Annotated in this window: 23 protein-coding genes; 8 read left to right on the top strand and 15 right to left on the bottom strand. The window is 71.7% G+C overall.

Translation table 11 applies throughout. From position 1 onward, the window contains the following. Positions 1-147 precede the first annotated feature (147 nt). Positions 148-909, top strand: coding sequence for a GntR family transcriptional regulator (locus ACQEV2_RS05730; protein ID WP_433037184.1), 762 nt, complete (start codon positions 148-150; stop codon positions 907-909). A gap of 268 nt (positions 910-1,177) precedes the next feature. Here ACQEV2_RS05730 and ACQEV2_RS05725 read toward each other — a convergent pair whose 3' ends face one another. The 3 genes from ACQEV2_RS05725 to ACQEV2_RS05715 form a co-directional block, all read right to left on the bottom strand. Continuing rightward, positions 1,178-2,335, bottom strand: a complete 1,158-nt coding sequence (locus tag ACQEV2_RS05725) for an ROK family protein (RefSeq protein ID WP_433037182.1) — start codon at positions 2,333-2,335, stop codon at positions 1,178-1,180. Positions 2,336-2,457: 122 nt separating this feature from the next. Continuing rightward, on the bottom strand, positions 2,458-3,123 hold the full coding sequence (locus tag ACQEV2_RS05720; protein ID WP_433037180.1) for a response regulator transcription factor: 666 nt from the start codon (positions 3,121-3,123) through the stop codon (positions 2,458-2,460). A 14-nt stretch (positions 3,124-3,137) separates the two neighbouring features. Next, the gene (locus ACQEV2_RS05715; protein ID WP_433037178.1) at positions 3,138-4,304 is read right to left on the bottom strand and encodes a sensor histidine kinase; all 1,167 of its coding nucleotides are present in this window, start codon (positions 4,302-4,304) and stop codon (positions 3,138-3,140) included. A 109-nt stretch (positions 4,305-4,413) separates the two neighbouring features. On the opposite strand from ACQEV2_RS05715, the gene ACQEV2_RS05710 reads away from it, so the two are divergent. From ACQEV2_RS05710 to ACQEV2_RS05700, 3 genes are read left to right on the top strand one after another with little or no spacing between them, the layout of a single operon-like run. After that, on the top strand, positions 4,414-5,334 hold the full coding sequence (locus ACQEV2_RS05710) for an ATP-binding cassette domain-containing protein (RefSeq protein WP_433037176.1): 921 nt from the start codon (positions 4,414-4,416) through the stop codon (positions 5,332-5,334). 3 nt (positions 5,335-5,337) lie between these two features. Further along, positions 5,338-6,063, top strand: a complete 726-nt coding sequence (locus tag ACQEV2_RS05705; RefSeq protein ID WP_433037174.1) for an ABC transporter permease — start codon at positions 5,338-5,340, stop codon at positions 6,061-6,063. A gap of 41 nt (positions 6,064-6,104) precedes the next feature. Then, a complete protein-coding gene (locus ACQEV2_RS05700) occupies positions 6,105-6,533 on the top strand; it encodes a hypothetical protein (RefSeq protein ID WP_433037172.1) in 429 nt (142 codons plus the stop codon). Positions 6,534-6,537: 4 nt separating this feature from the next. Here ACQEV2_RS05700 and mug read toward each other — a convergent pair whose 3' ends face one another. Further along, positions 6,538-7,083, bottom strand: a complete 546-nt coding sequence (gene mug / locus ACQEV2_RS05695) for a G/U mismatch-specific DNA glycosylase (RefSeq protein WP_433054219.1) — start codon at positions 7,081-7,083, stop codon at positions 6,538-6,540. Next, positions 7,080-8,522 carry an adenylosuccinate lyase gene (gene purB / locus ACQEV2_RS05690; RefSeq protein WP_433037170.1) on the bottom strand — a complete coding sequence of 481 codons (1,443 nt, stop codon included), beginning with the start codon at positions 8,520-8,522 and terminating at the stop codon, positions 7,080-7,082. Before purB ends, mug begins: the two co-directional genes overlap by 4 nt. A 492-nt stretch (positions 8,523-9,014) precedes the next feature. Here purB and ACQEV2_RS05685 point away from each other — a divergent pair, with 492 nt between their 5' ends. Further along, the gene (locus ACQEV2_RS05685) at positions 9,015-9,644 is read left to right on the top strand and encodes a hypothetical protein (RefSeq protein ID WP_433037168.1); all 630 of its coding nucleotides are present in this window, start codon (positions 9,015-9,017) and stop codon (positions 9,642-9,644) included. A gap of 71 nt (positions 9,645-9,715) precedes the next feature. Here the strand turns inward: ACQEV2_RS05685 and ACQEV2_RS05680 are convergent, their stop codons facing one another. From ACQEV2_RS05680 to ACQEV2_RS05650, 7 genes are all read right to left on the bottom strand, one after another. After that, positions 9,716-10,498: an SGNH/GDSL hydrolase family protein gene (locus ACQEV2_RS05680; RefSeq protein ID WP_433037166.1), complete on the bottom strand. Its 783-nt coding sequence runs from the start codon at positions 10,496-10,498 to the stop codon at positions 9,716-9,718. A 469-nt stretch (positions 10,499-10,967) separates the two neighbouring features. After that, entirely contained in the window at positions 10,968-11,981 is a 1,014-nt protein-coding gene (locus ACQEV2_RS05675; RefSeq protein WP_433037164.1) for a hemolysin family protein, read from the bottom strand. Continuing rightward, positions 11,978-13,318 (bottom strand): hemolysin family protein, encoded by a 1,341-nt coding sequence (locus ACQEV2_RS05670; protein WP_433037162.1) that lies wholly within the window; start codon positions 13,316-13,318, stop codon positions 11,978-11,980. Before ACQEV2_RS05670 ends, ACQEV2_RS05675 begins: the two co-directional genes overlap by 4 nt. 144 nt (positions 13,319-13,462) lie before the next feature. After that, a complete protein-coding gene (locus ACQEV2_RS05665; protein WP_433037160.1) occupies positions 13,463-13,888 on the bottom strand; it encodes a GNAT family N-acetyltransferase in 426 nt (141 codons plus the stop codon). A 56-nt stretch (positions 13,889-13,944) separates the two neighbouring features. Then, positions 13,945-14,850 (bottom strand): LLM class F420-dependent oxidoreductase, encoded by a 906-nt coding sequence (locus ACQEV2_RS05660; RefSeq protein WP_433037158.1) that lies wholly within the window; start codon positions 14,848-14,850, stop codon positions 13,945-13,947. Positions 14,851-14,896: 46 nt separating this feature from the next. Further along, a complete protein-coding gene (locus ACQEV2_RS05655) occupies positions 14,897-17,470 on the bottom strand; it encodes an ABC transporter permease (protein ID WP_433037156.1) in 2,574 nt (857 codons plus the stop codon). A gap of 4 nt (positions 17,471-17,474) precedes the next feature. Further along, on the bottom strand, positions 17,475-18,344 hold the full coding sequence (locus ACQEV2_RS05650; protein WP_433037154.1) for an ABC transporter ATP-binding protein: 870 nt from the start codon (positions 18,342-18,344) through the stop codon (positions 17,475-17,477). A 215-nt stretch (positions 18,345-18,559) separates the two neighbouring features. Between ACQEV2_RS05650 and ACQEV2_RS05645 the strand changes: the two genes are divergently transcribed. Both ACQEV2_RS05645 and ACQEV2_RS05640 read left to right on the top strand, forming a co-directional pair. Then, positions 18,560-18,799: a toxin-antitoxin system HicB family antitoxin gene (locus ACQEV2_RS05645; protein ID WP_433037152.1), complete on the top strand. Its 240-nt coding sequence runs from the start codon at positions 18,560-18,562 to the stop codon at positions 18,797-18,799. 4 nt (positions 18,800-18,803) lie between these two features. Continuing rightward, positions 18,804-19,178, top strand: coding sequence for a fic family toxin-antitoxin system, toxin component (locus tag ACQEV2_RS05640; RefSeq protein WP_433037150.1), 375 nt, complete (start codon positions 18,804-18,806; stop codon positions 19,176-19,178). Here ACQEV2_RS05640 and ACQEV2_RS05635 read toward each other — a convergent pair whose 3' ends face one another. Together ACQEV2_RS05635 and ACQEV2_RS05630 are read right to left on the bottom strand one after the other, a co-directional pair. Further along, on the bottom strand, positions 19,179-19,865 hold the full coding sequence (locus ACQEV2_RS05635) for a class I SAM-dependent methyltransferase (RefSeq protein WP_433037148.1): 687 nt from the start codon (positions 19,863-19,865) through the stop codon (positions 19,179-19,181). It abuts the gene before it with no gap. A gap of 95 nt (positions 19,866-19,960) precedes the next feature. Then, complete coding sequence (locus ACQEV2_RS05630; protein ID WP_433037145.1) at positions 19,961-20,647, bottom strand: esterase/lipase family protein; 687 nt, start codon at positions 20,645-20,647, stop codon at positions 19,961-19,963. 114 nt (positions 20,648-20,761) lie between these two features. On the opposite strand from ACQEV2_RS05630, the gene ACQEV2_RS05625 reads away from it, so the two are divergent. Beyond that, positions 20,762-23,047 carry a LuxR C-terminal-related transcriptional regulator gene (locus ACQEV2_RS05625; RefSeq protein ID WP_433037143.1) on the top strand — a complete coding sequence of 762 codons (2,286 nt, stop codon included), beginning with the start codon at positions 20,762-20,764 and terminating at the stop codon, positions 23,045-23,047. Here ACQEV2_RS05625 and ACQEV2_RS05620 read toward each other — a convergent pair. Next, positions 23,044-23,565, bottom strand: coding sequence for a hypothetical protein (locus tag ACQEV2_RS05620; RefSeq protein ID WP_433037142.1), 522 nt, complete (start codon positions 23,563-23,565; stop codon positions 23,044-23,046). The two genes, ACQEV2_RS05625 and ACQEV2_RS05620, sit on opposite strands and share 4 nt — an antisense overlap. Between the last annotated feature and the right edge of the window lie 35 nt (positions 23,566-23,600).

The raw sequence follows: 23,600 nt of genomic DNA, 5'->3' as shown, positions 1-23,600 counted from the left end.
GACCGTACGTGCCTGTCCCGTGAACGTTCCCGGCGATTGGTATTGACCAAGGGTGAGGGCCGCCCTATGGTCGCAGATAAGTGCAACAACCTTTAATAAACAAGGGCGCTAAAACGCCGCTGGGCCACGGCGATTGCGGAGGACAGGGTGGGGACCACGCAGCTGGAAACGGTGCCGGAACCGAAGTACTGGCATCTCAGGACCGTGCTCAGTGAGGCACTGGACTCCGAGTTCACCGTCGGTGAGATCCTGCCCAACGAGCGCGACCTGGCGGCCCGCTTCGGCGTCGCCCGGGCCACGCTCCGCCAGGCGCTGGAGCAGCTCGAACTGGAGGGCAGGCTGCAGCGCCGCCGGGGTGTCGGTACGACCGTCGCGCCGCCGCGCGTGGGCGTGGCCGTCGGCACCGAGCATCACGCCTGGCCGGGCGCGGCCGACGACGTCTGGCAGCCCACTGACTGCACGCAGGCGGTCCCGCCCGCGTCCGTCGCCGACGCACTGGACATCGGCCGGGACGAGCCCGTGCACATCGTGCGCCGCTCCCGCGTGACGCACGGTCAGCCCGTCGCCGCCGAGTTGCTCTACATCCCGCAGTCGTCGGTGCCCGACCTCTCCGCGATCGACGCCCCGTCCGGAGCGGCACGCGCGCGTGCCGTGCTGCGCGAGCTGCAGCGCCTGGAACTCGAGGGCCAGGAGAACGCCGTCGAGCTGGGCTCGGCCCGCGCGGACGACGCAAAGGAGCTGGACCGGCTCCCGGGTGCGCCCGTCCTCGTCGTGACCACCCGCTACCTCGCCGAGGGCCGCACGGCCGCCCTCTCCGTCGCCACGTACCGCGCCGACACGTGCCGGCTGACCTTCGGCGACTCCGGCGGCGTGGAGATCCACCAGGACCCGGAGCGCCGGGCGTCCTGACCGCCGTACCGCCGCATGTCCTCGCGCCCTGGAGCCCCGAACCGGTCCGGGGCGCGAAGCGTTCGTGGGCACAGCCCCGCTGCAACGCAGGTACTTGGGCACCGGCTCCCGTCTTCGGCTTACTGGCTGTCGCCTACTGGTGCGCGGCTGACGGGTGAACGGCAGGACAGCCGGCGGGTGACCGGTCGCGTCATGGGCGCGTGACAGGCCCGCGAAACCCGGCGCGTGACCGGCCCCGTCGGCTCGCAGGCCGATCGACCAGCGACCCTCAGCGCCGCCCCGTCACCGTCCCCTCCACCGCGAACAGCTGCTCCTCCACGTGGTCGAGGGCGAGCCGCAGAGCGCCCGTCGCCACCGCCGCCTCGCCGAGCAGGGACAGGGCGACCTTCGGCGGGCGCAGGCAGTAGCGGGCCAGTTCGCGACGCAGCGGTTCCAGGACGCCGTCCAGGCCCGACGCCCAGCCACCGATGACGACCAGCTCGGGGTCGAGGGCCAGGACGAGGGCGGCCACGTCGTGGACGAGGCGCTGGATGAAGCGGTCGACGGCCGCGCGGGCCCGGTCGTCGCCCTCGCGGGCCTGTGTGAAGACCTTGGCCACGGCGTGCTCGTCGAGCGGGCGCAGCGGCTCGTCGGTGGTGGACAGCAGGGTCTCCGGCGTCGCCTCGCGGCCCAGCAGATGCAGCGCGCCGATCTCGCCGGCCGCACCGCCGAATCCCCGGTGCAGCTGCCCGCCGATCAACGAACCGGCGCCCGGACTCAGTCCGGCCAGCACAAACACGACGTCGTCGGACTCGGTCGCCGAGCCCTTCCAGTGCTCGGCGACCGCCGCCGCGTTGGCGTCGTTCTCGACGAGAACCGGGCACTTGAAGGACCGGCTCAGCCGCTCGCCCAGCCGCAGCCCCGTCCACTCGGGCAGCGCGGCGCCGAGGCGCACGGTCCCGTCCGCCTCGACGATGCCCGGCGTGGCGACGCCCACGGCCCGCAGGGAGTTGCGTGCGACACCGGCCCGGCGCAGCAGCTCGGCGACCGCCGTACGCACCCGTTCGAGCCGTTCGTCGGCCGGAGCCGTCTCGTCGACGTCCTTGACGATGGAGCCGAGCCCCCGTCCGTCCAGGTCGGCGAGGAGTGCGGCGACCCGGTGCGCCCCGATGTCCACGCCCAGCAGATGACCTGCCTCGGCCCGGAACCGGAACCGCCGCGCGGGCCGCCCCTGACGCCGGACGACGCTCTCGTCGGCCGCCTTCTCGACGACGTAACCCGCCTCGATGAGCCCCTCGACCACGCCCTCGACGGTGGGCCGGGACAGTCCGGTCACCCGGGTGATCTCCGTCAGGGTCGCGGCGTCCGTGGCACGCAGCGCGTGCAGCACCACCGCGGAGTTGATCCTTCGCAGCAGCGAGGGATCCCCGCCGGTCAGCCGCGCCAACGTCCGTCCTCCCAGCTCGTGCGGATGTTGGGCGGATGGTACTCGCCGGGGCGGACACCGGCGAGTATGGGGCCCGCCCCGGGTTCGAGTGAGGGGCACGCACCGAGGGGCAGGGGGGCGGTTCATCCCGGCGCCACGAACCCCGACTCGTATGCCGTGATCACCGCCTGCGTACGGTCCCGTGCCCCCAGCTTCGCCAGGACGGCACTCACATGCGACTTCACCGTCTCGGTCCCGACCACGAGCCGGGCGGCGATCTCCGCGTTCGACAGGCCGCGCGCCATCAGCCGCAGCACCTCGGCCTCCCGCTCGGTCAGCCGGGCCCGCTCCAGGACCGCGCGCGCCGCCCGGTTCCCGCCGTCGCCGTCGCCGTACCGCGTGGCGAGCTGCCGCACCGACGCGGGGAACAGCAGTGACTCGCCCTCGGCGACCAGCCGCACCGCGTGCACGATCTCGGCCGGCCGCGCCCGCTTCAGCAGGAAGCCGTCGGCGCCGGCGCGCAGCGCCTCGTACACGTACTCGTCGTTCTCGAAGGTCGTGACGACGAGGATCTTCGGCGGCTCGTCGACCGTGCGCAGCACCGCGCGCGTGGCCTCGATCCCGTCCAGCAGCGGCATCCGTACGTCCATGGCGACCACGTCGGGCCGCAGCTGCCGCACCAGCGGAATCACCGCGGCCCCGTCCGCCGCCTCCCCGACGACCTCGATGTCGGGCTGTGCCTCCAGCACGGCCCGCAGACCCGCGCGTACGAGGGGTTCGTCGTCGACGAGGAGAACGGTGACCGGCATCCGGCCAGCCTAGATCAACTCACCGGCAGCTCGACGTGCACCTGCCAGTCGCCTCGGTCGGGACCGGTCCGCGCGTGTCCGCCCAGCAGGGCGGCGCGCTCGCGGATGCCGCGCAGCCCGCTGCCTCTGCCGGGCTCGGGTATCTCGGCGGTGAGCGGATTGCGGATCTCCAGGGTGAGCGTGCCGTCCTCGACGGCGATGCGGACCCGGGCCGGGACCGAGTCGCCGTGGCGCAGCACATTGGTCAGGGACTCCTGGAGGATGCGGTAGCCCTCCCGGGAGACCGGCCCCGGCACGGTGTCCAGCGGTCCCGTCATCTCGACGTCGACCTTCGCGCCCGACGCCCGCGCGGACTCCAGCAGCCGGCCGGCGTCCGTGAGCGTCGGCCGGCTGCTGACCGGCCGATCGGACTCGCGCAGGACGCCGAGGACACGCTCCAGGTCCTCCAGGGCGGCCCGGCCGGTCTCCTCGATGGCGCCCAGCGCCCGGTCGGTGAAGGCGGGATCGCCGGCCGCGCGGGCAGCGCCCGCCTGTACGACGGCCACGGTCAGGGCATGGCCGATGGAGTCGTGGAGCTCGCGGGCGATGCGGGTGCGTTCCAGCAGCTGCTCGGTGCGCTCCTCCATGGCGGCGAGGCGCTCGGCGGGGGAGGGGCCCAGGAGGCGGTGGGCGAGCCCGGTGATGAGGTGGCCGGAGGCGACCACGGTCACGGCCAGCGTGACCAGGGCCAGGGGCGCGAGCAGAACGTGCCACCAGGGGTGGCCGTCGAGGAACGGCTTGCCCTCCGCGAAGTCACGGCCGAACGCCGCGGACACCAAGTCCACGGTGGCGAAGAGCAGTTGTGCGACGAGCGTCGAGGTCGCGTAACCGAGCACCAGCCGCGCCTCCAGCCACACGACGAGCCGCCCTCGGTCGCCCCAGGTGGCGGAGGGTGCGACCACGACGCCGGTGCTGTCACTGTCGTGCCGGTGCCCGGTCAGCAGCAGCCTGGCCTGCAGTCCCTCCACGGTGCGCATCGCGGGCACCAGCCCGGCGGGGGCGAGCGCCACGGCCGCCACCACCCAGATCCACCACGCTTCCTCGATGAACAGCCACATGCTCGGCCACACGACCGCGATGAACAGATGCAGCAGTCGTGTGTACGTCACCGCCCGGCCGAACGGGCGCAGCAAGCGGACCATTCCGTCATCGTGCCAGCCACCACTGACAACGAGCCTCCCCCGCACGGGGGAGACGATCGCCACCGCCGGGGGAGGAGCCCACCCCCTCCGGGAGACCAGGCTGACTGCCATGACCAGCATCGAAGTGCAAGCCCTCACCAAGGAGTACGGCACCCGGCGAGCCGTGGACGACCTCACCTTCACCGTCCTCCCCGGCCGCGTCACCGGCTTCCTCGGCCCCAACGGCGCCGGAAAGTCCACCACCATGCGGCTCGTCCTCGGCCTCGACCGGCCGACTTCCGGAACCGCCACGATCGGCGGCCGCCCCTACGCGAGCCTGCGCGAACCGCTGCGCCACGTGGGCGCGTTGCTCGACGCCCAGGCCGCGCACGGCGCCCGCACCGGCCTCGACCATCTGCGCGTCCTGGCGGCGAGCAACCGCATCCCGAGCGTGCGGGCCGACGAGGTGCTGGAGGAGACAGGGCTCGCGTCGGTGGCACGGCGCCGGGTGAAGACGTACTCCCTGGGCATGCGCCAGCGGCTCGGCATCGCCGCCGCCCTCCTCGGCGACCCCGAGGTCGTCATGCTCGACGAGCCCTCCAACGGCCTCGACCCCGAAGGGATCGTCTGGATCCGCGGGTTGCTGCGCCGGCTCGCGGGGGAGGGGCGTACGGTCCTGGTCTCCAGCCACCTCATGAATGAGACCGCGTCCTTCGCCGACCACCTCGTGGTCCTGGGGCGGGGACGCCTGCTGGCCGACACCCCGATGCGGGAGTTCATCCACGCGCGCGTGGAACCCCGCGTCCGCATCCGCACCGCGGACGACACCGCGCTCAAGACCGCCCTCGCCCGGCACGGTCACGATGCCGTCCAGCACGAGGACGGGCACTGGACCGTGCACCACGCGCGCGTAGACGACATCGGCCGTCTCGCCTCGGAAGCGGGCGTCCCCATCCTGGAACTCGCCGCCGAAGAAGGAACGTTGGAGCAGGCCTATCTCGATCTGACCGCGACCGAGGCCGAGTTCACCGCACAGCACCAGGAGGCCTGAACCATGACATTCGCGCCCGTACTCCACTCGGAATGGCTCAAGATCCGTACGCTCCGCTCGCTGCCGGGAGCGCTGCTGGCGCTGTTCGCCGTGACCACGGCGTTCTCCGCCCTGGCCGGAGCCGACAGCAGCTCCGACCCGGAGTTCGACCCGCTCTTCACGGCGCTGTCGGGCGTCCTGCCGGGGCAGATCGCGGCCATCTCGTTCGGGGCGATGGCCGTGTCGTCGGAGTACCACAGGGGTGCGCTCCGGCTGACGCTCGCCGCGGTCCCGCAGCGCGGACGGTGGTTCGCCGCCAAGGTGACGGCCATCGCCGCCCCGGCCCTGTTCGCCGGACTGATCACCGCCGTCACGGCGCTCTTCGTGGCACGCGCGGGACTCGGCTCCGCGGCCAACGGGCTCACGGTGGCCGAGCAGGCGCGTGCGGTGCTGGGCTGCGGGATCTATCTCATGCTGATCGCCCTGTTCGCGGCGGGCCTCACCGCCCTGCTGCGCAGCGGTGTGGCCACGCTCTCCCTGCTGATCCCGTTCATCCTCGTGGTGTCGTTCGTCATCGGTGACGCCGCGGGCACCGTCGCCGACTTCCTGCCGGACAAGGCCGGCCAGATCGTCCTGCACCAGACGTACGACGGCACCCTCGGGCCGTGGTCGGGACTGGCCGTGACCGCTCTGTGGACGGCGGGCGCGTTGCTGGCGGGGGCGTGGAGCGTGCGGCGACGGGGCGCCTGACGGCACGCCAATTGTCAGTGGGGCCGGGTTTACTGGACTGCATGAACATCGCACGGCACCTCGCTCTCATCGACGAGCTGTGCTTCCGCCCCTTTCCGGCGGAGCACGGCCCGTCGGACGTCGGTGACGGCGGACCCGGCCATCACGTCGTGGTGTTAGAGAGAAGCCAGGGCGACTGTGGGGCGCGGGCCGCGACGGTGGAGCAGTACGAGAAGTACCGGGACGCCCTCTACGAACTGCTCGCGCTCCGCTGGGGAGAGACGGACCCGTACAACCTGCAGAGCGTTCTGCTGCGCACCGCGCGAGAGGAGATACCCGAGCCCTGGGCTTCGCTCAGCGCACGGGCGCGTGTCGCCCACCTCTGGGAAGCGCAGGGGACGGGCCGTTGGGTCGCGGTGGCCGTCGCCGACCAGGACGAGGCCGACGACGTCCAGCTCCTCGCCGTAGTCACGGAAATCGACCCACCGTGACCTGTCAGGCCTCGGCCGCCACCCGCAACCGCGCGAACTCGTCCGCCATCGTCTGTACCGTCCAGTGCGCGTTGAGCCCGCTCGGATTCGGCAGCACCCACACGCGCGTGTCCCCGATCACCCGCTCCTGCGGACCCACCTGAGCCTTGCGATCGTCGAACGCCGCCCGGTAGGCGGTGACCCCTACGACGGCCAGCCACCGCGGCCGCAGCCGCGCCACCTTCGTCGCCAGGAGCCGGCCGCCCTCGCGGTACTCCTCCGCGCTCAGTTCGTCGGCCCGCGCGGTCGCCCGCGCCACGACGTTCGTGATGCCGAGCCCGTACGACAGCAACTCCTCCTGCTCGGACGGCTTCATGAGCCGCGGCGTGAACCCCGACCGATGCAACACCGGCCAGAAGCGGTTGCCGGGGCGGGCGAAGTGGTTGCCCGTCGCCGCCGTCATCAGACCGGGGTTGATGCCGCAGAACAAGACATGGAGACCGTCCGCGATCACGTCCGGCACCAGGCGGTCGCGAGCGGCCTCCAACTCCTCGGCGGTGAAGCGGGTCAGAGGATCGCCCCGGGCGTGTACCCGGCCGCCTCCGGACGCTGCTTCACGATCTCCTCGATCCGGCTCACGACGACGCCCACCTGGTCGGCCGCGGCGCCCGTGAACGACAGCTTGTCGGCCATCAGGGCGTCCAACCGGTCGCGGTCGAGCGGGATGCGCTCGTCGGCGGCCAGCTTGTCGAGCAGCTCGTTGCGCTCGGCGCCCTGCTCACGCATCGCCAGCGCGGAGGCGACGGCGTTCTCCTTGATCGCCTCGTGCGCGACCTCACGGCCCACACCCGCGCGCACCGCGCCCATCAGCACCTTGGTGGTGGCGAGGAACGGCAGGTAACGGTCCAGCTCACGCGCCACGACCGCCGGGAAGGCACCGAACTCGTCGAGCACCGTCAGGAACGTCTCCAGCAGCCCGTCCAGGGCGAAGAACGCGTCCGGCAGCGCGACCCGGCGCACCACCGAGCAGGACACGTCGCCCTCGTTCCACTGGTCGCCCGCCAGCTCGCCGGTCATCGAGGCGTAGCCGCGCAGGATCACCATGAGGCCGTTGACGCGCTCGCAGGAGCGGGTGTTCATCTTGTGCGGCATCGCGGAGGAGCCGACCTGACCCGGCTTGAAGCCCTCGGTCACCAGCTCGTGCCCGGCCATCAGCCTGATCGTCTTCGCCAGCGAGGACGGCGCCGCCGCCAGCTGCACCAGCGCGGTCACCACCTCGTAGTCCAGCGAGCGCGGGTAGACCTGGCCGACCGACGTGAACGCCTGCGAGAAGCCCAGGTGCTGGGCGATACGGCCCTCCAGCTCCGACAGCCTCGCCGCGTCCCCGCCGAGCAGGTCCAGCATGTCCTGCGCCGTACCGACCGGGCCCTTGATGCCGCGCAGCGGGTAGCGGCCCAGCAGCTCCTCGACGCGGCCGTACGCGACGAGGAGCTCGTCGGCGGCGGTCGCGAAGCGCTTGCCCAGCGTCGTGGCCTGTGCGGCGACGTTGTGCGAGCGGCCGGCCATGACCAGCTCGCCGTACTCACCGGCCAGCCTGCCCAGGCGGGCGAGCACGGCCACCGTGCGGTCGCGCATCAGCTCCAGCGACAGCCGGATCTGCAGCTGCTCGACGTTCTCGGTGAGGTCGCGGGACGTCATGCCCTTGTGCACGTGCTCGTGCCCGGCGAGGTCGTTGAACTCCTCGATCCGCGCCTTCACGTCGTGCCGCGTGACCTTCTCGCGCTCGGCGATCGAGGCCAGGTCCACGGTGTCGAGGACGCGCTCGTAGTCGGCGATCGCCTCGTCCGGCACCTCGATGCCGAGGTCCTTCTGGGCCCGCAGCACGGCGAGCCAGAGCTGCCGCTCCAGCTTCACCTTCTGCTCGGGGGACCAGAGCGTGGCGAGCTCGGTGGAGGCGTAGCGTCCGGCGAGGACGTTCGGGATGCGGGGCTTGGCGGGCGCAGAAGTCACGTGTACGGAGTTTACCCGGCGGCCGGAGGGGCCCAGTGCCCGGCCGTCGGAGTGAGACCGCGGGCCGAATGCGGGCGATCGAGTGAATTCCCTGGCCATAGACGCGTCCTGGGTCCCTGTGGCCTCCATTTCTCGTTCATAGTCACCAGGTCGTGGTGAGTGTGAACGTGCGACATCACGACTCCTGCGATGACCTGCGAATCCCGGCAATCGACAAGACCGCGTCAAGGAAACGACGCCGGCTTCCCCATTCCGCCTGAGAGAAAGACGACGAGAATGCGACAGGCCCTGACCAAGGGATTGATTGTGGCCGCTGCCGCGACAAGCGCCCTGTCTCTATGCGGCACTTGGGCGTCCGCTGCCCCACGCATGCAGGGGGCCGTGGTGAACTCCGCCGCCGTAATGTCGGGCCGTACGGACCTTTGGGAGCCGGACGGGCTGGACGAGCAGCTGGATGACACATTCGGCAGGATGGATGAAAAACTCGGCGAGATGCGCGAAAGATTCCAAGAGCTGGATGACCGGCTCAACGGAATGAATCCCGGGCCCACGTCCGAAAATGTCACCTCTACATTCGGCAGCTCCGGCTACGGCTCCGAGAAGCCGAGCCACCACGGTTACGGCAGCGAGAAGCCGAAGGACGACGGCTACGGCAGCCACAAGCCCAAGGACAACGGCTACGGTTCCGAGAGGCCGAGCCACGACGGTTACGGCACGGAGAAGCCGAAGGACAACGGCTACGGCTCGGAGGAGTCGGAGGGCTACGGCTACGGCTCCGAGGAGCATGACGACTACGGCTACGGCAAAGAAGAGTCGGATGGCTACGGCTATGGCTCCGAGGAGTCGGACGGCTACGGCTACGGCGACGACTACAGCAACGGCTACGGTCACGAGCGCCCGCAGAAGCCGCACAAGCCGCGGCCTCCGCACAAGCACCGGCCTCCCCACGAGCACCGGCCTCCGCACAAGCACACGCCCCCGCCCGCGAAGCCGCATCACCCCCACATGCCCGAGACCGGCGCCGACCCCGCGACCGTCATCGGAGGCATCGCCGGCAGTGCGGCGCTGCTGGTCGCCGGAACCTTCCTGTACCGGCGAAGCCGGGCCGCGGCCCGGCAGTAGCGCACAGCTGTGACAGCGTGACGGCGCCCGGTGCCCGATCAGGCACCGGGCGCCGTCACGCTCAGTCGGTCCTACGCCGCAGGGCCCTCGTACGGCAGCAGCTCCGGCCGCTTCGGCGGCAGCCCGTCTCCCGACGACCGCCCCGTCAGCCGCCGCCCGATCCACGGCAGCAGATGCTGCCGGGCGAACCGCACGTCCGCGACCCGCCGCGTGACCCACCCCGGCGGCAGCGTCGCCGGCATCGGCGTGCGCCACTCGGTGTCCTCGGGGTCGTAGCCGAGCGCCTGCCATACGGCCTCCGCGACCCGGCGATGCCCCTCGGCCGTCAGATGCAGCCGGTCCACGTCCCACAGACGTGGGTCGGCGAGCGACGGAGCACCGTACAGGTCGACGACGACCGCGCCGTGCCGCTCGGCCAGCTCGTCGACGCAGGCGAACAGCTCCTCCATCCGCGGCCGGAACCGCTCCAGGACCGGCCCCTGTCGCCCCGGGCTGCGCATCAGCACCAGCTGCTTGCACGCGGGGGCGAGCTTCCCGACGGCCTCCTCCAGGAGCCCGCGCACCCGTCCCATGTCGCACTTCGGCCGGAGCGTGTCGTTGAGCCCGCCGACGAGCGTGATCACGTCGGCGCCCATCCCGGCCGCCACGTCGACCTGTTCCTCGACGATCTGCCCGATCAGCTTCCCGCGCACGGCGAGGTTGGCATACCGGAAGCCGGGCGTGCGGGCGGCCATCCGGCCGGCGAGAAGGTCGGCCCAGCCCCGGTAGGAGCCGTCCGGGAGCAGGTCCGACATGCCCTCGGTGAAGGAGTCGCCGACCGCGACCAGGCTGGTGTGAGTGGGGTTCGTCTGCATGGCGACAGAGATGGTATCCCGGCTACATACCCATCGGTCGGTCGGCCCGGGTACCACTCATCCCCGGCGGTCAGGCCCCCTGCCGGTGAGCCCCGGCCACTGTCCGGATCCGCTGCTCAGGCCGCTGCCTGTGAGCCCCGGCCGCGGCCCGCATCCGGCGGCCATGCCCGGATGCCCATGCGCCCCGGCCCCCGCCGGATCCGATGTTCGCGACCGCCGACTGCACGCGGGTCCCGGCCACTTCCCGTGTCCGGTGCTCACGCTCAGCGGTTGGTGTGCCGCGGCTACCTCTCGTGTCCGGCGGTGAGGCCTACTGTCTGTGAGCCTCGGCCGCCACCCTCGGGCCCTGGCCCTGGTGTGCCCCAGCCGCCGCCCCCATTCGGCGGTCATGCCCGGACGCCCGTTCGCCCCGGCGCCGCCCGTCGGACCCGCCGCCCGTGTACGCCCGGCCACCACGGCCGTCCGCCGGTCAAGCCCGCTGCCCGAACAGCTCCCGCAGTACGTCCTCCATGGTCACCAGCCCGGCCAGTCGGCCGTCGCCGCCCAGTGCGGCGGCCAGGTGGGTGCGGCTGCCCCGCATTGCCGTGAGGACGTCGTCCAGTGGTGTGCTCTCGCGGACGCGTGCGATGGGGCGCATGTCGCGGACCTGGAACGGCACGTCCCGGGGGGAGGCGTCCAGGGCGTCCTTCACGTGCAGGTAGCCGACGATGCGGCGGCCCGCGTCGACGACCGGGAAGCGGGAGAAACCCGACTCGGCCGACAGACGTTCCAGCTCCTCCGGCGTGACGCCCACGCGCGCGTAGACGACGTGTTCCAGGGGGAGGACGACGTCGCGCACCGGGCGGCGGCCCAGTTCGAGGGCGTCGTGCAGCCGCTCCCGGGCGCGCTCGTCGATGAGGCCGGCCTCGCCGGCGTCCCGGACGATCTGGGCCAGCTCGGCGTCCGAGAAGGTCGCGGTGACCTCGTTCTTCGTCTGGACGCGCAGCAGCTTCAGCAACCCGTTCGCGAAGGCGTTGATCGTGAAGATCACCGGCCGCACCGCGCGGGACATCGCGACCAGCGGCGGACCGAGCAGCAGCGCGCTGCGCACCGGCTCGGCCAGCGCGATGTTCTTCGGCACCATCTCGCCGAGCAGCATGTGCAGATACGTCGCCAGCGTCAGGGCGATGACGAAGGAGATCGCGTGCCCGGCGCTCTCCGGCACGCCCACCGCGTGGAACACCGGCTCCAGCAGGTGCTCGATGGCGGGCTCCGCGACCACACCGAGCACCAGCGTGCACAGCGTGATGCCGAGCTGAGCGGCCGCCATCAGCGCGGACACGTGCTGCAGACCCCACAGCACGCTCTTGGCGCGCCGGTCGCCCTGGTCGGCGTACGGCTCGATCTGTGAGCGGCGTACGGAGATCAGCGCGAACTCGGCGCCCACGAAGAAGGCGTTGACGACCAGCGTCAGGAAACCGATGAACAGCTGTACGGCGGTCATCGCCCGTCCTCCTCCTCGCCGGCCGTCGAGTCCTCGAACGGCGCGTGCATCAGCACCCGCGCCGCCCTGCGCCCCGCGGCGTCCACCACGTCCAGCCGCCAGCCGGCGACTTCGACGCGGTCACCGACGGCGGGGATGCGGCCCAGTTCGCTCGCGACGAGACCGGCCAGCGTCTCGTACGGTCCTTCGGGCGCTCTCAGGCCGATGCGCGCAAGCTGGTCCACCCGCGCCGAACCGTCGGCCGAGAACAGCGCCCGGCCCTCGTCGTCGCTCCCCGCATGCGCGAGGTCGGGCGTCTCGTGCGGGTCGTGCTCGTCCCGCACCTCGCCGACGACCTCCTCGACGATGTCCTCCAGCGTGGCCACGCCCGCCGTTCCGCCGTACTCGTCGATGACCACGGCCATCGTGCGCTTGCCGGACAGCCGGTCGAGGAGCCGGTCGACGGTGAGCGTCTCGGGGACGAGGAGCGGCTCGCGCATCAGCTCGGCGACGGAGACCCGGGGCCGGCGCTCGGCGGGCACCGCCAGGACGTCCTTGACGTGCGCGGTGCCGACGACCGAGTCGAGGGTGCCGCGGTAGACGGGGAACCGGGACAGTCCGGTCGCCCGCGTCGCATTCGCGACGTCCTCGCAGGTCGCCTGGGCGTCGAGGGCGACGACCTGGACGCGCGGCGTCATGACGTTCTCCGCGGTCAGGTCGGCCAGGTTCAGGGTTCGCACGAAGAGCTCGGCGGTGTCCGCCTCCAGGGCGCCCTCCCGGGCGGAGTGCCGGGCGAGGGCGGCCAGTTCCTGGGGTCCGCGTGCGGCCGCCAGCTCCTCGGTGGGTTCTATGCCGAAGCGGCGCACCACGCGGTTCGCCGTGTTGTTGAGGTGGGTGATGAAGGGGCGGAAGATCGCGCTGAACCAGCGCTGCCCGTTCCCGACCGTCTTGGCCACGGCCAGCGGCGAGGAGATCGCCCAGTTCTTGGGCACCAGCTCACCGACGACCATCAGCACGACGGTCGACAGCGCCGTACCGATCACCAGCGCGATCGAGCTCGCCGTCGAGCGGGAGACGCCGAGCGACTCCAGCGGGCCCGCGAGCAGCGCGGCGATCGACGGCTCGGCGAGCATGCCGACGACCAGGTTGGTGACCGTGATGCCGAGCTGCGCACCGGAGAGCTGGAAGGTCAGATTCCGTACGGCCTTCAGGGCACCGGAAGCGCCCCGCTCGCCGCGCTCCGCGGCGCGTTCCAGCTCGCCGCGCCCGACCGTGGTCAGCGAGAACTCGGCCGCGACGAAGGCACCACAGGCGAGCGACAGCAGGATCGCCACCAGAAGGAGGAGCACTTCGGTCATCGGGTCACCTCCGTCCCATGGTCGGACAGGGTGAGGAGGATCGCGCGATGTCGGGTACTGGGAGGCTCGCCCATGGGCGGACGCTCACACCTTTCATTGGAGGACCGAAGTGGTCTCCCAATAGTAAAGGATGGGCAAAGTGTCTTAGTCGGTGAGGTGTTTCACCCATCGACGCCAGTGTTCCTCGGGCGAGTACCCGGCCGAGCGCCAGGCATGATGCGCGGTCTCGTTGCGCTGCAGCACCATCGCGTCACCCCGGCGCCCGCCGAGTCGTACGAACCTGTCCTCCGCGGCGGCCAGCAGGGCCGAGCCGATGCCCCGGCGACGACGCTCCGGGTGCACCGCCAGCCGGTACAGATGGCAGCGCCAGCCGTCGAAGCCCGCGATCACCGTGCCGACCAGCTCGCCGTCCAGCTCCGCCAGGATCAGCGCCTCGGGGTCGCGGTCGACCAGCCGCTCCACGCCGTCCCGGTCGTCGCTGATGCTCGTGCCCTCGGCGGCCGCCTTCCAGAAGGCCAGCACGGTGTCGAGGTCCTCGGGCGTCGCGGCCCGTATCCGCAGATCAGTCATGCCGTGATCACATCACGGCGGGTGAAACCGGAGGCGGAATTCCATTATCCGGACAGCTACTTGGCGCGCAGCCGCGCCATCACCGGAGCGAACGCCTCCATGCTCGGTTCGAGCACGGTCAGATAGGTGAACCCGTACCGCTCGCGCTGCGCCAGCACCTGGGCCGTCATCTCCTCCACGGTGCCGACGAGCCCGATGGGCAGTTCCAGGACCTGGTCCGCGGTGAGGTACGGGACGCGCTCCATCAAGGGCTGCACGGCGGCCTCGCGGTCGTCGGTCTCCAGCACGAACTGGATGAGAAGGTTCAGCTCCGCCGGCTCCTTGCGGCCCGCCGCCAGTTCCCGGTACAGCCCGACACGCTCCTCGAGCTCCCCGGCGAGCATGACCTCCAGCTTCCCGGTCGAGCTGCCCCGCACCGACCGTGCGCCGGTGAAGGCCGCGATGTCGGCGTGCTCGGCGGTCAGGCGCAGCACGCGGTCGCCGTTGCCGCCGACGAGCAACGGGACACGGGGTTTCTGCACCGGCTGCGGCTGGTGGTCCTCGGAGCCGAGCAAACGGTACGACTCCTCGATCGTGCGCCGCAGATGGTCCACGCGCTCGCGAGGGGACACCCAAGGCAGACCCGCAGTGTCGTGCTCCGCCTTCACGTAGCCGGTGCCGAGCCCGAGTTCGAGTCGCCCGCCCGTGAGCGCGTCGGTCGTCGCCACGTCCCGGGCGAGCAGGGCGGGGTTCCAGAAGCCCGCGTTGAGCACGAACGTGCCCAGTCGCGGTCGCTCGGTCGCCTCCGCCGCCGCGACCAGGGCCGGGAACGGCGCGGGCATCCCCAGATGATCGGGGACCAGGATCACGTCGTAGCCGAGCTGCTCGGCCCGGCGGCACTTGGCCCGCCACTCGTCGGCCGGCGCGGGGGTCATCTGGTTGACACCGAAGCGGAACGGGCGCGGGCTCTCCGACTGCGACACGAACTCTCCTCACCTTCAAGGGACTTGAGTGCCTGCCGCGATTCCATCACTCGTGCGCGATGGCCGCCAGCACATTCATGCGCGATGCCCGCAACGCGGGCAGCAGCGCCGCCACCACGCCCACCACCGCAGACCCGATCATCACCGCGACGATGGTTCCCCAGGGAATCGCCAGCGCCGTCATGCCCTGCAACGCCAGCACCTGCTGGGTGCACACACCCCAGACCAGCCCCAGCACGAGCCCCAGGACCGCGCCGAACACGGCGATCACCACCGACTCCAGCCGGATCATCCGGCGCAGTTGCCGCCGGGCGAGCCCGATGGCCCTGAGCAGCCCGATCTCCCGGGTGCGCTCGACCACCGACAGGGCGAGGGTGTTGACCACGCCGAGCACCGCGATGATGATCGCGAGCCCGAGCAGGGCGTACACGAGGTAGAGCAGGACGGCGATCTGGTCGTGCACGAGCTCCTTGTAGTCGGCGATGTCCCGGACCTGGACCTGCGGATACGGGTCGAGGGTCTTCTCCAGGTTGCCGCGCAGGTCGTCGTCGCCCGTGCCGGAGGCGGCGTTGACGTACACGGCCGCGTCCTGCCCGCCCGGTGCGTACCTCTCCAGCGTGGCCAGCGAGAAGTAGATCCCGCCCTGGGTGCCGAACCCCTCGGCGGACTCCTGGTCGGTGAGGGCGCCGACGGTCAGCTCGGCCCGGCGCTCGCCCTGGAACTCGACGGGGAGCGTGTCGCCGACGCGCACGCCGTGGTCCTCGGCGAAGTCCTTGTCCATGGCGAGGTGCCCGGCCGCCAGCGCGGCCGCGGTGTCGCCCTGCGCGTACGTGATGTTGGCGACCTTGTCGAGCTGAGGTTCGTAGCCCGCCGCGGTCGTCTTCACGCGGTCGCCGTCCGGAAGGCCGACGCGGATCGTCGCGAGCTGCTGTCGCACGACCAGCCCCACGCCCTCGGTGTCGCGGATCTTCTCGGTGACCTCCCGCGGGAACGGCACGAAGTTGCCGTTCTGCACCACGAAGTCGGCGCCCAGCGTCTTGTCGATCTGCTGGTCGAACGACCTGGTCATCGAGGCGCTCGCCACCGACATCCCGCCGACCAGCGCGAGTCCCACCATCAGGGCCGCGGCCGTGGCTCCGGTGCGGCGCGGATTGCGCAGGGCGTTGCGCTGGCTCATCCGGCCGATCGAGCCGAACAGCGCGGGGAAGGCCCCGCCCAGGATCCGGATCACGGGGCGTACGAGCAACGGTCCCGCGATCACGGTCGCGATCAGGGTCAGGACGACGCCCAGACCGAGCAGGGACGCCGCCGACGATGTCTTCGACGACACGGCACAGCCCACGAGCGCCACCGCACCGGCCGCCCCGACCAGCGAGCCCACCACCGCGCGCAGCCGCAGCGGCCGCCCGATGTCGGCGATCTCGGCGTCCGCGAGGGCCGCCATCGGCGAGACGCCCGCCGCCCTGCGGGCCGGGAGATAGGCCGCCACGAAGGTGACGCCGAGGCCGACGACGTATGCGGTCACCGGTGTCCCCCAGCCGATGACCATCTCGGTCGTCCTGATGTTCATGCCCATCAGACCCATCAGCTCGATGAGCCCGACGGCCAGCCCGATCCCGGCCGCGAGGCCCAGCGTCGAGCCCACCAGCCCGAGCAGCAGCGCCTCGGTGAGCACCGAGCGCCGCACCTGGCGCCGGTCCGCGCCGAGCGCCCGCAGCAGGCCCAGCTCGCGGGTGCGCTGGGCGATCAGCATCGCGAAGGTGTTGACGATCAGGAACACGCCGACGAGTACGGCGACCCCGGCGAAGCCGAGCATGACGTACTTGATGATGTCGAGGAACCCGCCCAGCTGCTCGACGTCCGACTCGGCCTGCTCATCGGCGGTGCGCAGCTCGTAGGTGCCGGCGTCGCCGCCGAGCGCGTCGGCCACGCGCCGCTTGAGCTCGGCGTCGCTGACGCCGTCGGCCGCGTCGACCGAGATGCTGGTGGCCGCCTCGGGGTCGCCGAGGAGCTTCGTCTGTGCGGCCGCGGGGTCGAAGAAGACCAGCGCGGCACCGGGGTTGGTGGTGGTGAAGGTGACGATGCCGGCGACCTCGACCGGGAAGGAGCCCTCCTGCCCGATGACCGTGAGCCGGTCGCCGATCCGGACGTCCTTGCTGTCGGCGGTGTCCGCGTCGATCAGCACCTGCGCGTCCCCCTTCGGGGCGTGCCCGGAGGTGAGCTCCACGGGGCTGCGCTCGGTCGGGTTCCAGGCGGTGCCGATCGTGGGGGCGCCGGTGGTCGGGCCCACCGACTCGCGGTCCTTGTCCACGACGGTGATGCCGTCCACGTCCACTTCCGCCCGGGCCGCCGCGACGCCGTTCACCCGGGCCACGCGGTCGGCGAGGGAGGCCGGCAGGGTCAGGGTCTGTCCCGAGGGGACCGTCTCGTCGAGGGTCTCCCTCGGGGTGACGGTGACATCGGCGGCGGTCGAGGCGAACAGCCGGTCGAAGGTGCGGCTGACGGTGTCCGAGAAGATCAGGCTGCCCGCGACGAACGCCACGGAAAGGATCACCGCCAGGGCGGAGAGCAGCAGCCGCCCCTTGTGGGCGAGGAAGCTGCGGAGCGTCGCCTTGAGCACGAGGTCAGCTCTCCTCGGACGCGGGCGACTCGGGCGACGCCGCCGAGGGGCCGTCGGCCGGTATCGCCCCCGGCGCGGGCCCGCCGTCGTCGTACTGGCTGCGGATCACGTCGAACCGCTTCATCCGTTCCAGTACGGCCTCCGCCGTGGGCCGCTCCATCCTGTCGACGATCCGCCCGTCGCCCAGGAAGAGCACCAGGTCGGAGTGGGCGGCGGCGCCCGGGTCGTGGGTGACCATGACGACGGTCTGCCCCAGCTGGTCGACGGCCTCCCGCAGGAAGCCGAGCACCTCGAGGCCGGCCCGCGAGTCGAGGTTGCCGGTCGGCTCGTCCGCGAAGATCAGCTCCGGCCGGGAGGCCAGCGCGCGGGCGCAGGCGACGCGCTGCTGCTGACCGCCGGAGAGCTGGGAGGGCCGGTGCTTGAGGCGGTCCCGCAGGCCCAGCGTGTCGATGACCTGGTCCAGCCACTTCTCGTCGGGCTTCTTGCCCGCGATATCCATGGGCAGGGTGATGTTCTCGGCCGCGTTCAGGGTCGGGATGAGGTTGAAGGACTGGAACATGAACCCGATCCGGTCCCGCCGCAGCCGGGTCAGCTCCCGCTCCTTCAGCCCGGTGATCTCGGTGTCACCCAGCCACACCTGCCCTGCCGAGACGTTGTCGAGGCCCGCCAGGCAGTGCATCAGCGTGGACTTCCCGGAGCCCGACGGCCCCATGACCGCCGTGAAGCGGCCACGCGCGATGTCCACGTCCACCGAGTCGAGGGCGAGCACGGTCGTCTCGCCCGAGCCGTACGCCTTGGTCAGGCCGCGGGCGCGGGCGGCGATCCCGTCGGCCGACGCGGGGCCCGGGGCGTACTGCGCAGCTGCTGTGGACAAGACCGCCTCCTCGCGGAACGGACATCACGGACTTCCTCCTCGCCGAGCGTAATGTGATCCACCGCACACTCGGAATCCTCCGAAGGTCCCGGTCGGTCTCCGCCCCAGGTCGGGCCCCCGATATCGATGTAAGGGGCACCCTCCGTCCCTGTCGCCCCCCTCCGTCCCTGCGATGCCCCTTGCCGGTGCTAGCACCACAGCGCTAGCTTCGAGGTATGGCGAAGACCCAGTTGAACGTGAGAGTGGACGAGGGCACCGCCCGCGCGGCCCGCGAACGCGCCCTGGCCCGGGGCATGAGCGTCAACCGCTACATCGAGGAGCTGGTCAGGCAGGACACCGGCGAGGCCGGGCATACGTTCGTGGAGGCCGCCGCCGATTTCATGAAGCAGTACGAGTCGGTGTTCGCCGAGGAGTTCGGCGCCGACCGCGAAGGCACACGCGAAGGTCGCCACTGATCCCTTGAGCAATCTGAACATCGACCTTGCCTGGCTGCTGATGCTCGCCGAGAAGAGGACGCCGGGGGACCCCCAGGTCACCGACTGGGGAGCCCTCGTCGCCGCCGTGGCGCGCCATCAGGCCGAGATCTTCGACGTCCCCGTCTACGACAGCCCGCACACCCGGGCCGCCGCCCTGCTCCAACTGCTCGTCCACGTCCCCGCGTTGGAGCGCTCGAACGCCCTGTTCGCCTCCGCCGTCGCCTACGCCTACCTCGTGGCCAGCGGCCTCAAGGTAGTCACCTCGCCCGAGCAGGTGCGCGACCTGGCCCGCATGGTGAAGAGCGGTGAGGCCTCGGTGCACGACATCGCGCGGGAACTGCAGCAGTGGAGCCTGTGACTACTCGCTGAGCTGCGGCCGCCACGCCGTCCCCAGCACGCAGTACGACGAGGGGAGCACCGGCCCCTGCTCCGGCATCATCACCTGCCGGTAGGGGCCGATCTCGAACCCGGCCGCCCGCAGCGCGGCGACCGGCTCGCGGGAGAGATGGCAGCCGCCGCTCACCAGCGGCCACACCGTCCGGTCCAGCGCGCGCTGCGTGAAGTGCATCGCGGGTCCGCCGCCCAGGCCGTGCTCGAAGAACCGCACGACCCCGCCGGGCCGCAGCACCCGCCGTACCTCACCGAGCGCCCGCGGCACGTCCCGCACACTGCACAGCACGAGCGAGAGCACGACCGCGTCGAAGGCCTCGCTCTTGACCGGCAGCGCCTCCGCCGCGCCCGGCACCACATCCACCGGCACCCCGGCCCGCAGCGCGGACTCCACCGCCAACTTCCGCAGCAGGCGCTCCGGTTCGATGGCGACGACCTCCGAGACCGCACTCGGATAGTGGGCGAAGTTCAGACCGTTGCCGGCGCCGATCTCGATCACCCGGCCGGACAGCCCGGCCAGCAGCCGGTCGCGGAGACCGCCCATACCCATCCGTGTCTCGGCGTTGACGCTGATCCGGGCGTAGAAACGGGCGAACAGCGGGTGATGCACGGCATCCCGCGACACCTTGCCGGAGCCGGCGGACCTTAGGGCCATGGGGACCTCCCGGGCAGGACGGGCCTACCCCGATTCTCCCCCGCACGGGCCCGCCGCACCCCCGCTGGCGCCCTTGCTCTTGCTCGGCCGATCGCTCAGCCGATGAAGTCCCGCACCTGCTCGTACACGCCGTGATCGTTGTTCATGTCGGTGTGCGAGACGCAGCCGACCTCGACGTTCGTCGCGCCGCTGAGGATCGCGGTGGTGTCGGGCGTCAGCGCGTCGTCGCAGTTCGACCAGTAGCTGGCGTACGACACGCTGCCCGGGGTCTCGTCGCCGGAGTTCAGGGTGGTCAGGAACGAACTGCCGGTGTTCATCTCCGCGCAGGAGGTGTACAGCCACGCGCACCACGAGGCCGTGCTCGTGCCGTGGTTCGTGCCGGCGGTGGAGACGAAGTCGTCGACGTACGCCGTTCCGCCGAGGTTCTTGAGGTAGTAGCGGGAGCTGAGCGCCCCCATGGAGTGGACGACCAGGTCGACCTTGGACGCGCCGGTGCGGGAGAGCACGTTTCTGATCTCGGTCTGGAGTTGCCGGGCGGTGGTGGCGTTGGACTGGGCCCAGTCGTAGGACCAGGCGTCCAGCTCGGCGGAGGTGTAGCCGTCGGCCTTGAAGTAACCGATCCAGTCGTCCCAGCTGCTCGCCGAGCTGCTCAGGCCGTGCACGAAGACGACGGGATCGTGGGTCGCGGCGTGCGCGGGTGTGGGGGAGAGGGACAGTGACAGAAGGAGCGATGAGGCCAGGGCCGCGAGGGCCGTGGCGATGCGACGCTTGTGGCGCTGCATGATGCCTCCTGAAACGTGTGGGGTTGTCAGGAGTGTCGAGCCGGTCTACGCGCGCCGCATCGGCGAAATCGCCGGTCTTTACGGTTCAATTAACTCGCCAGTAACGTCACTTGTGTGGTGACTCCGGTGAACCCCCCGCCTCTTGACCGCACTTCGCCACAACAAATCACGGACCTGTGGCGACAGGCGGCCGCCGACCTTCCCGACGGCGTCCGCGTACGGGTGCTGCGTGCCGTGTACGGCGATCCGCGTGCCGCCGCCGAACTCGTCCCGCGCCTGACCGAACGCCAGGCGGCCGGCATCGACCCGCTCCCCACGGAACCGGCCGAACTGGCCCCATCCCTGCTGCGCGAACGCCGAGCGGAAATACGGCAGTTGCCGGACGACACACGCCTGCTCCTGCTCCTCGCCGCCGCCGACCAGTACCCGGTTCCCACCGACGCCTTCCTGCGCGCCGTCATGGCCGCCCGCCTCGACACCCGGTCCCTGGACGCCGCCGAGGCGGCAGGTATCGCACACGCGGGAGCGGGCGGGGTGGTGTTCCGCGACGCGTGGACACGGATCGCGGCCTACGAGACCGCATCCCCGGCCGACCGCCGCGACGTCCACCGCCTTCTGGCCGGCGTGCTGCGCGACAAGGGCGAGACACCGTGGCGCTCATGGCACCGGGGTGCGGGGGCGCTCGGCCCCAGCGGACGGCTGGCGGCGGAACTCGGCGCCGCGGCGGGCTCGGCGGGGGACGCGGGCCGGCTCGACTTGGCACGGGCGCTGGCCGAGCGGGCCGCCGCACTGTGCCCCGACCCGTCCGAGCGGGCCCGCCTGGTGGCCTGGGCCGCCACGTACGCCTGGCGCTCGGGAGACGGGGACCGGGCTCGCAGGCTGCCGGCCGCCGTCGCCGACGACGCGCTGATCGGGGTGCTCGCCCTGCGTGCGGGGAACGCCTCGGAGGCGTTCGACGCGCTGCTCACGGCGGTGGCCGCCCAGCCCCCGGCCCCCACCGAGCCCGAGCCCGCAACGACCCTCGTCGGCCAGGTCCTTGTACCGTCGGCCGCCACCGCTGCGTCAGCCGCCCTCGGCACCGCCACCCCCACCGTCCACCTCCTCGCCCGCGCCACCGAAGCCGCCATCTACACCGGAGACCTACGCCGCCTGCGCGAGGCCGCCAGGGTCGCCGATCGGCTCGGTGCCGTGTCGCCCGGCACCCTGACCGGTCTCGTGGCCGCCTTCGACGGACGGTACGCGGACGCCCGTGACCTGCTGAAGGCGGCGGCCGGGCGGTGTGGGCCGGGTGGTGACCCCACCGTCCTCATCCACGCCGGGATCGCCGCCCTGCTCCTCGGCGACCACACCCGCGCGGCCACGGCGACCGTCCGCGCGGCCGCCTCCGCCCGGGCGCGGGGCACGCCGGTGACCGTGGCACAGGCGATGGAGTTCCGCGCGTACGCCGACTTCTGGACGGGACGTCCGAGAGCCGGTGAGGCCGCCGCGACCGACGCGCTGTGGCAGGCCCACGCCACCGGTCAGGACAACGGCGCCTGCCATCTCCAGGCCGCCCTCGCCATGTTCGCGGCGCTCACCGCAGACACCGACGTCTGCCGTGAACGCGCCGCGACCGCACGCTCGTACGCCCTGGCCCACGGGCTGGGTCTGCCCGCCGCCCTCGCCCAGTGGGCGCTCGCCTTCCTCGACCTGAGCAGCGGCCGGTACGCCGCCGCGGCCACCCGACTGCGTGCGCTCGCCGCATTCGGCCCCGGACACGGCCACCGGGCCATCCGCCACCTGGCCACCCCGCACTACGTCGAGGCTGCCGTCCGCACCGGCGACACCCGGGTCGCCCGCGTCGCGCACGCCGACTACCACCACTGGGCGAGCACCGTGCGCAGCCCCGACGACCTGGCCCTCAGTGCCCGCTGCCGCGCCCTGCTCGCGCCCGGCGCGGAAGCGATCGACCACTACCGCACGGCACTCGACCTGCACTCCCACGGCACCCGCGACTTCGAACGCGCCCGCACGGAGCTGCTGTTCGGCAGCGCCCTGCGTCGACTGCGCCGCCGCACCGAGGCACGCGACCGCCTGCACAGCGCCCTGGAGGCGTTCGACTCCTTCGGCGCCCCGCACTGCGCGGCCCAGGCCCGCACCGAGCTGCGGGCACTGGGCACTCCGGCCGCCCCGGCGCGCAGCGGCGCCGACACTCCCGTCTCTCGCCTCACGGCCCAGCAACTCCTGGTCGCCCGCATGGCCGCCGAGGGCGCCACCAACCGCGAGATCGCCGCCCGCCTCGCCCTCAGCCCGCGCACCATCGACCACCACCTGCGGGGCGTCTTCACCCGCCTGGGCATCCGCTCCCGCGTCGAACTGGTGCGGCTCGTCGCGGAGAGCGACGAGAGTGACGCCGTCTAGGCGCCGGAGAAGGCACGGGCGAACCCGGCGAGGTTCTGCGGGCAGGCCCAGATCTCCCGCGTCATCCGGCCTTCGAACCAGTTGTCCGACTCCTCGTCGGGCCAGAGCTCGTCATCGGTCAGGGTCGCTGCACCGGCGGCATCCCGCTCCGGGCGGGCCAGCATCTCCAGGACATACCGAAAGTTGTCCAGCTCGTCATCGTCCTGGAGATCGTCACAGGGATGCTCGTCATGGTCACAGGGCGTCTGCCCGAGAGCCTGCTCGACGGCGCCCATCGCCTTCAGCACATGGGCCTCGGCTTCTGCGTCCGGGTAGGCGTAGATCACGTACGGGCCTATGAGCACCAGCCCGAGGGTCCACAGCGCCGTGTCCGGACCGCCGACCGCCACGCTCGCCTGCAGGTTCCTCGCGCACTCCAGTACTTTCGTCGGCGCATCGCCCAGGTGGTAGCCGTGCCGGATCTCGTCCCACTCGCCGATCAGGACGTCCCACTCGGCGACCGCATCTGCATTGACCATGATCAGAGGATGGCACGAGGGTCTGACACCCTGGG

The organism is Streptomyces sp. CA-251387 (assembly GCF_050936625.1).
Lineage (GTDB): Bacteria > Actinomycetota > Actinomycetes > Streptomycetales > Streptomycetaceae > Streptomyces.
Note: the sequence above shows the minus strand (reverse complement) of the source record. Positions and strands in the feature narration are given on the sequence as shown.

What these genes read in the sequence shown, in the direction of transcription:
- ACQEV2_RS05720 (WP_433037180.1), bottom strand. Translation starts at nt 3,123, where the DNA reads ATGCCGGTCACCGTTCTCCTCGTCGACGACGAACCCCTCGTACGCGCG.
- ACQEV2_RS05715 (WP_433037178.1), bottom strand. Translation starts at nt 4,304, where the DNA reads ATGGTCCGCTTGCTGCGCCCGTTCGGCCGGGCGGTGACGTACACACGA.
- ACQEV2_RS05710 (WP_433037176.1), top strand. Translation starts at nt 4,414, where the DNA reads ATGACCAGCATCGAAGTGCAAGCCCTCACCAAGGAGTACGGCACCCGG.
- ACQEV2_RS05705 (WP_433037174.1), top strand. Translation starts at nt 5,338, where the DNA reads ATGACATTCGCGCCCGTACTCCACTCGGAATGGCTCAAGATCCGTACG.
- ACQEV2_RS05700 (WP_433037172.1), top strand. Translation starts at nt 6,105, where the DNA reads ATGAACATCGCACGGCACCTCGCTCTCATCGACGAGCTGTGCTTCCGC.
- ACQEV2_RS05685 (WP_433037168.1), top strand. Translation starts at nt 9,015, where the DNA reads ATGCGCGAAAGATTCCAAGAGCTGGATGACCGGCTCAACGGAATGAAT.
- ACQEV2_RS05680 (WP_433037166.1), bottom strand. Translation starts at nt 10,498, where the DNA reads ATGCAGACGAACCCCACTCACACCAGCCTGGTCGCGGTCGGCGACTCC.
- ACQEV2_RS05675 (WP_433037164.1), bottom strand. Translation starts at nt 11,981, where the DNA reads ATGACCGCCGTACAGCTGTTCATCGGTTTCCTGACGCTGGTCGTCAAC.
- ACQEV2_RS05670 (WP_433037162.1), bottom strand. Translation starts at nt 13,318, where the DNA reads ATGACCGAAGTGCTCCTCCTTCTGGTGGCGATCCTGCTGTCGCTCGCC.
- ACQEV2_RS05665 (WP_433037160.1), bottom strand. Translation starts at nt 13,888, where the DNA reads ATGACTGATCTGCGGATACGGGCCGCGACGCCCGAGGACCTCGACACC.
- ACQEV2_RS05645 (WP_433037152.1), top strand. Translation starts at nt 18,560, where the DNA reads ATGGCGAAGACCCAGTTGAACGTGAGAGTGGACGAGGGCACCGCCCGC.
- ACQEV2_RS05635 (WP_433037148.1), bottom strand. Translation starts at nt 19,865, where the DNA reads ATGGCCCTAAGGTCCGCCGGCTCCGGCAAGGTGTCGCGGGATGCCGTG.
- ACQEV2_RS05630 (WP_433037145.1), bottom strand. Translation starts at nt 20,647, where the DNA reads ATGCAGCGCCACAAGCGTCGCATCGCCACGGCCCTCGCGGCCCTGGCC.
- ACQEV2_RS05620 (WP_433037142.1), bottom strand. Translation starts at nt 23,565, where the DNA reads ATGGTCAATGCAGATGCGGTCGCCGAGTGGGACGTCCTGATCGGCGAG.